This is a genomic window from Actinoplanes subglobosus, from assembly GCF_042650585.1.
GTDB lineage: Bacteria > Actinomycetota > Actinomycetes > Mycobacteriales > Micromonosporaceae > Actinoplanes > Actinoplanes subglobosus.
Genome location: NZ_JBHSBL010000021.1, coordinates 30,192 through 41,598, shown reverse-complemented (window position 1 = coordinate 41,598; position 11,407 = coordinate 30,192). Strand labels below are relative to the sequence as shown.

1 protein-coding gene is annotated in these 11,407 nt (G+C 72.5%); it reads left to right on the top strand.

The genetic code is table 11. The features are described from left to right. On the top strand, positions 1-11,406 hold an 11,406-nt coding region (locus ACFO0C_RS32245), incomplete at its 5' end, for an SDR family NAD(P)-dependent oxidoreductase (RefSeq protein WP_378070516.1). Position 11,407: the final 1 nt, after the last annotated feature.

Sequence of the window (11,407 nt, the reverse complement as noted above, 5' to 3'; positions counted from 1 at the left end):
CTGGTGGAGTCGCTGACCCCGGACCGTCTGCGCCGGGTGCTGGCGCCGAAGGTCGACGGGGCGTGGCACCTGCACGAGTTCACCCGCGACCTCGGGCTCTCCGCGTTCGTGCTGTTCTCGTCGACCGCCGCGTTCCTCGACAACGCGGGCCAGGCCAACTACGCGGCCGCCAACGCCTTCCTCGACGCGCTCGCCGTGCACCGCCACGAGCAGGGCCTGCCGGCCACATCCCTGGCCTGGGGTCTGTGGACCGGTGACCGTGGCATGGGCGCCGGGCTCGACCGTCTGGCGATCGAACGGATCGCCGGCCTCGGGCTGGTCCCGCTCACCGCCGGGGAGAGCCTGGCGCTGCTCGACGCCGCCGTCGCGGGCGGGCGGCCGGCCGTCGTCCCCGTTCGCGTGGACACCGTGGCCCTGGGCAGGCGCGCGGACGGCGTACCGCCGGTGCTGTCCGAGCTGGTCCCACCGGCCCGGCGCCGGGCCGCGACGGCCGCCGCGCCCGCGACCGTGGACGACTCGCTCGCCGCCCGGCTGGGACGGCTGTCGCCGGAGGAACGCGACGAGACACTGCTTGATCTGGTACGGGCCGAGGTGGCCGGCGTTCTCCGGCACGACAGTGGCGGGGCGATCGACCCGGACCGGGCGTTCAGTGAGATCGGCTTCGACTCGCTCTCCGCCGTCGAACTGCGCAACCGGCTGAACACCGTGGCCGGGCTGCGCCTGCCCGCGACCCTGGTCTTCGACTATCCGACGGCCCGGGCGCTGGCCGCGCACATCGGCGGCAGACTGGTGGTCGCCTCCGCACCGGCAGTCGCGGTTCCGGTGGTCCGTACCGTGTCCGACGACGGTGATCCGATCGCGATCGTCTCGATGGCCTGCCGCTATCCGGGCGGGGTGACCACCCCCGAGGAGTTGTGGCGGCTCGTCGCCGACGGCGTCGACGCGGTCAGTGCCTTCCCCGCCGACCGTGGCTGGGACGTCGCGGCCCTCTACGACCCCGAACCCGGCGTGCCCGGCAAGACCTCCACCCGGGAGGGCGGCTTCCTGCACGACGCCGCCGAGTTCGACGCCGACTTCTTCGGGATCAGCCCGCGCGAGGCCCAGGCCATGGACCCGCAGCAACGCCTGCTGCTGGAGACGTCGTGGGAGGCGATCGAACGGGCCGGCATCGACCCGCAGTCGCTGCGTGGCACCGCCACCGGCGTCTTCGCCGGCATCATGTACCACGACTGGGGCACCCGGCTCGGCGAGGTGTCCGACGACATCGCCGGCTACCTCGGCAACGGCAGCCTCGCCAGTGTCGCGTCCGGCCGGGTGGCGTACACGCTCGGCCTGGAGGGCCCGGCCGTCACCGTCGACACCGCCTGCTCCTCGTCGCTGGTGGCCCTGCACTGGGCGATCCAGGCGCTGCGCACCGGCGAATGCTCGATGGCGCTGGTCGGCGGCGCGACGGTGATGTCCACCCCGGACACCTTCGTCGACATGAACCGTCAGCGTGGGCTTGCCGGCGACGGCCGCTGCAAGTCCTTCGGGGCCGGAGCGGACGGCACCGGCTGGGGTGAGGGCGCCGGCATGCTGCTGCTCGAACGGCTCTCCGACGCCCGGCGGCACGGCCATCCGGTCCTCGGCGTGGTCCGCGGGTCGGCGGTCAACCAGGACGGCGCCAGCAACGGGCTGACCGCGCCGAACGGCCCGGCCCAGGAGAGGGTCATCCGGCAGGCGCTTGCGGGCGCCGGGCTCACGCCCGCCGAGATCGACGTGGTCGAGGGGCACGGCACCGGGACGACTCTCGGTGATCCGATCGAGGCGCAGGCCCTTCTTTCGGCGTACGGCCAAAGCCGTCCCGCCGATCGTCCGCTCTGGTTGGGGTCGATCAAGTCGAACATCGGTCACGCGCAGGCCGCCGCCGGTGTCGCCGGCGTCATCAAGATGGTGATGGCGATGCGTCACGGTGTGCTGCCGCCCACCCTGCACGCCGATGAGCCGTCGCCCGAGGTGGACTGGTCGGCGGGGGCCGTGCGCCTGCTGGCCGACGCGGTCGCCTGGCCGGAGGACGGCCGCCCGCGCCGTGCCGGTGTCTCCTCCTTCGGTATCAGCGGCACGAACGCGCACGTCATCCTCGAACAAGCGCCGCCGGTGGAGGCCGAGCCGGCCGTGACCGCGCCGACCGTAGCCGCGCCGGCAGTAGCCGCGCCGGCCGTGACCGGGCCGGCCGTGACCGGGCCGGCCGTGACCGGGTCGGGCCTGGTGCCGTGGGTGCTGCATGCGAAGTCGCCGGCGGCGCTGGCCGGGCAGGCACGGTCGCTGCTGGAGCGCCTCGGGTCGTGGTCGGATGACGAACTTCCCGCCGTCGGGCGCGCGCTGCTGACCTCGCGGTCGGTCTTCCCCGCACGTGCCGTGGTGGTGGCCGGGGATCGCGAGGCGCTCGCCGCGCGTCTTCGGGCGGTCATCGAGTCGGACGCCCCGGTCGCCACGGCCGGTCGTGTCGGCTGGTTGTTCTCCGGTCAGGGCGTGCAGCGTCTCGGTATGGGTCGTGGTCTCTACGAGGCCTTCCCGGTCTTCGCCGCCGCCTTCGACGAGGTCGCCTCTCTGGTCCCGGGTGACCCGAAGGGCATCTGGTGGGGCGAGGACCGGGCGACTTTGGATTCGACCGACAACGCGCAGATCGGGATCTTCGCTTTCCAGGTCGCTTTGGTCGCACTACTTAAGTCGTGGGGGATTAAGCCCGACGTTTTGGCTGGTCATTCGGTTGGCGAGTTCGCCGTCGCTCATGTGGCGGGGATGATCTCGCTGCCTGATGCGGTGCGTCTGGTGGTCGCGCGCGGCAAGTTGATGGCCGCACTGCCTGCTGGTGGGTCGATGGCTGCGGTGCAAGCGACGGCCGCGGAGGTTGAGCCGTTCGGTATCGCGGTCGCTGCGGTCAACGGTCCGGATTCGGTGGTGATCTCCGGCAGTGCTGAGGACGTCGACCGGGTCGTCGAGGCGCTGGGTCGCCGTAACACTCGGCTGCGGGTGTCGCATGCGTTCCATTCGTCGTTGATGGATCCGATGCTGGCTGCTTTCGAGCAGGAACTTTCGACGGTCACCTTTAGTCCGGCGCAGATTCCGGTCGTCTCGACGGTGACGGGTAAGGCGGCGACTCCGGACGACCTGGCGACTGTCGACTACTGGCTGAGGCACACCCGCGGGACAGTGCTTTTCGCTGACGCCGTGGCCGCGATGGACGCCGGTGTCTTGTTGGAGATCGGGTCGGATGCGGCGTTGACCCCGATGGCCGACGGAACGATCGCACTCCAGCGCCGTGACCGCGACGAGGTCACCGAACTGTTGACCGGTCTGGGACAGGCCTATGTGCAGGGCGTCTCGGTCGACTGGGCCGGGCTCCTCAGCGCGGCCGGGCCGACTCCCGCCGGTGCGCCCCGGGTCGACCTGCCGACCTACGCCTTCCAGCGGCAGCGGTACTGGCTGGACGCGGCGGTGGGTGCGGGCGATCTGCGATCGGTGGGTCTGCAGAAGGCGGAGCATCCGATGTTCGGGGCGATGGTGCGCCTGCCGGACGACGGTGGCGCGATCGCCACCGGGCTGCTGTCGGCGCAGGCCCAGCCGTGGCTCGCCGACCACCGGGTCAACGGCCGGATCCTGGTGCCCGGCACCGGCCTGCTGGAGATGGTGATCCGCGCCGGTGACGAGGTCGGCTGTGGAACCGTCGACGAACTGACGCTCCAGGCGCCGCTGATCCTGCCGGAACAGGGCGGCCTGCAGGTGCAGGTGGTCGTCGGCGCCGGGACCGACGGGCTACGGCCGGTCAGTGTGCACAGCCGCGCCGACGGTGTCGAGGGCTGGACCCGGCACGCGACCGGAACCGTGCGCGGCGCCACCACGACCGCCGACTTCGACTTCTCGGTGTGGCCGCCGGCCGGTGCCGAGCCGATCGACATCAGCGGGGCTTACGACCTTCTGCGCCTTCGGGGGTACGGCTACGGCCCGGCCTTCCAGGCGATGACCGCGGCCTGGCGCCGTGGCGACGAGGTGTTCGCCGAGGTCACCGCGCCGGAGGCACTGCAGGGCCGGGCGGTTGATTTCGGCCTGCACCCGGCGCTGCTGGACGCCGCCATGCACGCCGACCTGCTCGCCGGCGACGACGCGTCGACCCTGCTGCCGTTCGTCTGGGGTGACGTGACGCTGCACGCCGCCGGTGCCGGATCGCTGAGGGTCCGGCTCCTCCGGGTGCGCGGCGATGAACTCTCCGCCCTCTGGGTGGCCGACGCGGCGGGCCGCCCGGTCGCGACCGTCGGCAGCCTGGTGTCCCGCCCGGTCACCGAGCAGCAGCTCGCCCGGGCCGGCAACCACTCCCTGCTGCACCTCGGCTGGCGGTCGCGTCCGCTGGGCGAGCCCGCCGAGGCCGGTTCGTGGGCCGCGGTGACCACGCTCGACGAGCTGACCACGGTGCCCGACGTGGTCGCCGTCAGTCTGACCGCCGTGGGTGACGACGTCCCGGCCGCGGTCGCCGACGTCACCGCCTCGACCCTGAACCTGATTCAGCACTGGCTCGGCGACGACCGTTTCGCCGGCTCCCGCCTGGCGGTGATGACGCGCGGAGCCGTCACCACGACCAACGCCGATGCGACCAAGGGCGATGCGACCAACGCCGATGCGACCAAGGGCGATGCGACCAGCGCCGATGCGACCAAGGGTGATGCGGCCAAGGGTGATGCGGCCAAGGGTGATGCGGCCAAGGGTGATGCGGCATCCGGTGATGTGGTCGACGTGCGGGTGGCTCCGGTGTGGGGCCTGGTCCGTGCGGCGCAGGCCGAGCACCCGGGCCGGATCTTCCTGATCGACGTGGACGTGGACGTGGACGGTACCGACCCGCGGCCGGTGGTCGCCACCGGTGAGCCGGAGGCGGCCATCCGCGCCGGCCGGCTGCTCGTGCCGCGCCTGGAGCCGGTGACCGACACCGACCCGGAGACCACCGGCTTCAGCGCCGGTGCCGGATCGGAGCCGGCCGGCGGTGGCGCTGGATCGGGGACGTCTGGCTCCGGTGGTAGTGCCGGATCGGAGGCGTCTGGCTCCGGTGGTGGTGCTGGATCGGAGGCGTCTGGCTTCGGTGGTGGGACGGTCCTGGTAACGGGTGGTACCGGTGGGCTCGGCGCCCTGGTGGCCCGTCACCTGGTAACCGCCCACGGCGTCCGCGACCTGGTCCTGACCAGCCGCCGTGGCAACGCGGCGCCCGGCGCCGCGGAACTGTCGGCCGAGCTGACCGGGCTCGGCGCCCGGATCCGCGTGCTCGCCTGTGACATCGCGGACCGGGCCGCGGCCGAGCGCCTGATCGGCGAGATCGGCCCGGAGCTGTCGGCCGTCGTGCACGCCGCCGGTGTGATCGACGACGGGCTCATCGCGTCGCTGGACGCCGCCCGCCTGCGGCGGGTGCTGGCACCGAAGGTCGACGGGGCGTGGCACCTGCACGAACTAACCAGCGGCCTGGTGCTCAGCGCGTTCGTCCTCTTCTCGTCGGCCGGCGGCACCGTCCTCGCGGCGGGCCAGGCCAACTATGCGGCGGCCAACACGTTCCTCGACGCGCTCGCCGTGCACCGGCACGAGCAGGGTCTGCCGGCGACGGCACTGGCCTACGGCATGTGGGAGGTCGACACCGGGCTCGGCGGACCGCTGACCGAAAGTGATCTGGCGCGTATGCGACGGCTCGGTCTGCCGGCGCTCACCGTGGCCGAAGGACTGGCGCTCCTGGACGCCTCTTTCGCGCGGGCTGAGCCGGTGGTCGTACCCCTGCATATCGATCATGTCGCGCTGCGTAACCGGACCGGAGACGTCCCCGCTCACCTGCGTGGTTTTCTTCCCGCGCCGGCCCGGCGGGCCGCCGCCGCCCGGACCCTCGACGGCCCGGGCCCGTTCGACCGCCTCGCCGCGCTGCCCGCACCGGAACGTTCCCGCGCCCTGCTGGAGATCGTCCGCACGCAGGTGGCCGCCGTCCTCGGGCATGCCGGGCCGGAGGTGATCGAGCCGGACCGGGCGTTCAAGGAGATGGGCTTCGACTCGCTCGCCGCGGTGGAGCTGCGTAACGCCCTCACCGGCCAGGTCGGCCTGAAACTGACCCCGACCCTGGTGTTCGACTACCCGAGTCCGCGGACGATGGCCGACCACCTGATGACCAGGTTCGCCGACAGCGTCACCGCCGCGCCGCCCACCGATCAGACCTTGGTCGTACGGGCCGACGAGCCGATCGCCATCGTCGGTATCAGCTGCCGGTTCCCCGGTGGGGTCCGGTCGGCCGAGGACCTGTGGCGGCTCGTCATGTCGGAGACCGACGCGGTCACCGGGTTCCCCGTCGACCGGGGCTGGGACACCGACGGCATCTACCACGCCGAGCCGGGCCGACCGGGTAAGACCTACGTCCGTACCGGTGGTTTCCTGCACGACGCAGCCGACTTCGACCCGGACTTCTTCGGCATCATGCCGCGGGAGGCGCTCGCGATGGACCCGCAGCAGCGGCTCCTGCTGGAGGGCGCCTGGGAGGTGTTCGAGGACGCCGGCATCGCGCCGACCTCGATGCGCGGCAGCCGGACCGGCGTCTACGTCGGCGTGATGTACCACGAGTACGGTGCCCGGGCCGGGCAGGCTCCCGACGACCTGTCGGCCTACCTCGGCAACGGCAGCGCCGGGTCGATCGCCTCCGGCCGGGTCGCCTACGCCCTCGGTCTGGAGGGGCCGGCCGTCACCGTCGACACCGCCTGCTCGTCGTCGCTGGTCGCGCTGCACACCGCCTGTCAGGCGCTGCGCTCCGGCGAGATCACCATGGCCGTCGCCGGCGGTGTGACGGTGATGCCGAACCCGGACATCTTCGTCGACTTCAGTCAGCAGCGCGGACTCGCCGCGGACGGTCGTTGCAAGGCCTTCTCCGACGCGGCCGACGGCACCGGCTGGGCCGAGGGGATCGGCCTGCTGCTGATCGAGCGGCTGTCCGACGCCCGCCGCAACGGGCACGAGGTGCTGGCGGTGCTCCGCGGCAGCGCCATCAACCAGGACGGTGCCAGCAACGGCCTGACCGCGCCGAACGGACCCTCCCAGCAGCGGGTCATCCGGCAGGCGCTGGCGGCCTCCGGTTTGTCGGTCGCCGACGTCGACCTCGTCGAAGGACACGGCACGGGTACGACTCTCGGCGATCCGATCGAGGCACAGGCCCTCCTTGCGACGTACGGCCAGAGTCGTCCGGCCGACCGTCCGCTCTGGCTGGGGTCGATCAAATCGAACATCGGTCACGCCCAGGCCGCCTCGGGTGTCAGCGGCGTGATCAAGGCGGTGATGGCCGTCCGCCACGGGATCATGCCGAAGTCGCTGCACGCCGAGCAGGCGTCCAGCAACGTCGACTGGAGTGCCGGGGCGGTCCAGTTGCTGACCGGCGCCCGGCCGTGGCCGGAGACGGCGGGCCCGCGCCGGGCCGGTGTCTCCTCGTTCGGCCTGAGCGGCACGAACGCGCATGTGATCGTCGAGCAGGCGCCCGCGGTCACGGAGCCGGCTTCCGGGCCGGTGTGGCCTTCGGGTGTTCCGGTGCCGTTGGTGGTGTCGGGTCGTGGTGAGTCGGCGTTGCGTGCTCAGGCTGCGCGGTTGGCTGATCTGGATCATTCGCCGGATGTGGCGTATTCGCTGGCGAGTGGGCGGGCTGCTTTGGAGAACCGTGCTGTCGCTTTCGATCCTGCTGCGTTGGCTGCCCTCGTCAGGGGTGACGAGGCTCCGGGTCTGGTGACGGGTGTGGCTCGTTCGGCGGGCCAGGTGGGTTGGTTGTTCTCCGGTCAGGGCGTGCAGCGCCTGGGCATGGGTCGTCGTCTCTACGAGGCGTTCCCGGTGTTCGCCGCCGCGTTCGACGAGGTCGCCTCTCTGGTCCCGGGTGATCCCAAGAGCATCTGGTGGGGTGACGACCGTGCGACTTTGGATTCGACCGACAACGCGCAGATCGGGATCTTTGCTTTCCAGGTCGCTTTGGTCGCGCTACTGAAGTCGTGGGGTGTTAAGCCCGACGTTTTGGCTGGTCACTCCGTCGGAGAGTTCGCCGTCGCTCATGTGGCGGGGATGATCTCGCTGCCTGATGCGGTGCGCCTGGTGGTCGCGCGCGGCAAGTTGATGGCGGCGCTCCCGGCCGGCGGCGCGATGGCCGCGGTGCAGGCGACCCCGGAAGAGGTCGAGCCGCTGGGCGTGGCGATCGCCGCCGTGAACGGCCCGAACGCGGTGGTGATCTCCGGCAACGCTGAGGACGTCGATCAGGCGCTGGAGACGTTGGGCCGCCGCAATACCAGGCTGAAGGTGTCGCATGCGTTCCATTCGCCGCTGATGGAACCGATGCTGGCCGCTTTCCAGCAGGAACTCTCGACTGTCACCTTCAGTCCGGCGCAGATCCCGATCGTCTCCACGGTGACCGGCAAGGCTGCGACTCCGGACGACCTGGCCACGGTCGACTACTGGCTACGCCACACCCGCGGGACGGTGCTGTTCGCCGACGCGGTGGCGGCGATGGATGCCACCACGTTCCTGGAGATCGGTTCGGACGCGGCACTCACGCCGATGGCCGACGGAGCGATCGCACTCCAGCGCCGCGATCGGGATGAGGCCGTCGAACTGCTGACCGGCCTGGCGCGCGCTTTCGTGCAGGGTGTGCCGGTCGACTGGACCGCACTGTTCCCCGGCGCCCGCCGGGTCGACCTCCCGACCTACGCCTTCCAGCGCGAGCGGTACTGGCTGGACGCGGCCCCGGAAGCCGAGCAGGCCCTGCTCGGGGCGATCGTGGTGTTGCCGGACGGTGACGGGGTCGTCGCGACGGGCCGGTTGTCGGTGCAGGCTCAGCCGTGGCTGGCCGATCACCGGGTCAACGACACGGTCCTCGTGCCCGGTACCGGCCTGCTGGAGATGGTGATCCGGGCCGGTGACGAGGTCGGTTGCGCGACGGTCGAGGAGCTGATGCTCCAGGCGCCGCTGGTGCTGCCGGCTCAGGTGCAGGTCGTGGTGGGTGCGGCCGACGACGAAGGCCGCCGGCCGGTGACCGTGCATTCGCGGGACGGCGACGAGTGGACCCGGCACGCCGAGGGCACCCTGACCACCACCGGCACCACCGCGGACTTCGACCTGACGGCCTGGCCGCCGGCCGGTGCCGAACCGGTCGACGTCACCGGCCTCTACGAGTCCCTCGACCAGCGCGGCTACGGCTACGGCCCGGCGTTCCAGGGCCTGACCGCGGCCTGGCGCGACGGCGACGATGTGTACGCCGAGGTCTCCCCGCCCGGAGCACTGGGCCGGCCGGCCGGTTTCGGCCCGCACCCGGCGCTGCTGGACGCGGCCCTGCACGCCGATCTGCTGGTCGGCGGCGACGAGCGGACCCTGCTGCCGTTCCTGTGGCGCGGTGTCACCCTGCACGCGACCGGCGGCTCCGGCCTGCGGGTCCGGCTCTCCCGGGTCCGCGGTGACGAGGAGTCCGCACTCCGGGTCGCCGACGAGAACGGCCGTCCGCTCGCGACGATCGAAGGCCTGGTGTCCCGGGCGATCGACCCGGCCCGGCTCGGCACCGGTGGCCCGCTGCTGCGGGTGACCTGGGAGACGCGGCCGGCCACCGGGGTACCCGTGGCCACGGACGGCTGGGCGGTGCTCGGCCGGGACCTGTGCGGCCTGCCGGCCTTCGGCAGTGTCGCCGACGTGCCCGCCGGCACTACCGTGCTGGTGCACGCGGTGCCCGCCGACGGGACCACGGGGGTGCTGTCGGCCGTACAACAGTTGCTCGCCGACTCCCGGCTTGCCGGCGCCCGTCTGGTCCTGGTGACCCGCGGCGCCGTGGCGGTCCGGCCCGGCGACGACGCGGACGTGACCCAGGCGCCGGTGTGGGGTCTGATCCGGGCTGCCCAGTCCGAGCACCCCGGCCGGTTCCTGCTGGTCGACATCGACGCGGACGGCCCGGAGGCGATCCGGTTGGCGCTGGCCGCCGCGGTCGCCGCCGATGCTCCCGAGACCGCCGTCCGAGGCGGCGTCCTCGCGGTGCCGCGGCTCGCACCGGTGCCGGCCACCACCCCCGGCATCGCCTCGTGGGGCGACGGAACGGTCCTGATCACCGGCGGTACGGGCGGACTCGGCGCCGCCGTCGCGCGGCACCTGGTGGCCGGGCACGGGGTCCGGGACCTGGTCCTGACCAGCCGCCGGGGCCTGGACGCGCCCGGCGCGGCCGAGCTGCGGGACGAGCTGGCCGCCGCCGGTGCGCGGGTCGACGTCGCCGCCTGTGACGTCAGTGACCGGGAGGCCCTCGCCGCCCTGATCGAGCGGATCCGCGGGGCCGGGTCGCTGACCGGGATCGTCCACGCCGCCGGTGTGCTCGACGACGTCCCCGTGCACGTCCTGACCCCGGAACGGCTGGCGACGGTGCTGGCACCCAAGGCTGACGCGGCCCGGCACCTGCACGAGCTGACCCGGGACGCGGATCTGGCCGCCTTCGTGATGTTCTCGTCGACGGCGAGTTTCCTGGACAACGCGGGGCAGGCCAACTACGCCGCCGCCAACGCCTACCTCGACGCGCTCGCCGAGCACCGCCGCCACCTCGGGCTGCCGGCCGTCTCGCTGGCCTGGCACCTGTGGGAGGGCGCCGGCATGGGCGCCACCCTCGACCCCGAGGTGATCGAGGGGCAGCGCCGGGCCGGCACCCCGGCACTGAGCGTGGAGCGGGGGCTGAGCCTGTTCGACGAGGCGCTCACCCGCGACGAACCGGTGCTGGTCCCGCTGCACGTCGATCCGGCCGGGCTACGGTCCCGGCCCGGCCTGCCGGACCGCCTGCGGTCGCTGATCCCGGCCGCGCCGCAGCGCGTCACCCGGGCGGTGGTCACCGAACCGCCGCTCTCCAGCGAGGAGGAGCTCAACCGGCGGCTGGCCGGGCGCTCCGCCGAGGACCAGCTGCGGATCGTCCTGGACCTGGTCCGGGACCATGTGGCGGCGGTACGGCACAGCGACCCGTCGTCGGTCGACGTCGACAAGGGCTTCACCGAACTGGGCCTCGACTCGCTGGCCGCCATCGAGTTGCGCAACCGGCTCGCGACAGCGACCGGCCAGCGCCTGCCGGCCACCCTGATGTTCGACTACCCCAACCCCGAGACGCTGGCGAAATACCTGATCAGCGAGATCGCCCCGGCCTCCACCGGACCCGACGACGAGTCGGTACGGCGGATGCTCGGCACCATCCCGATCGACCGGATGCGCGACGCCGGGCTGCTCGACGCCCTGCTGAAGCTGGCCGCCGCCGAGGAGCCGGGAACCACCGCCGACTCCGTGGTCCCGCAGGCCGAACCCCGGGCCGACATCAAGAGCATGGCGGTCGACGACCTGATCCGCAGGGCGCTCAAGGCCTCGTCGAACCCGTCGGAAAGCTGAG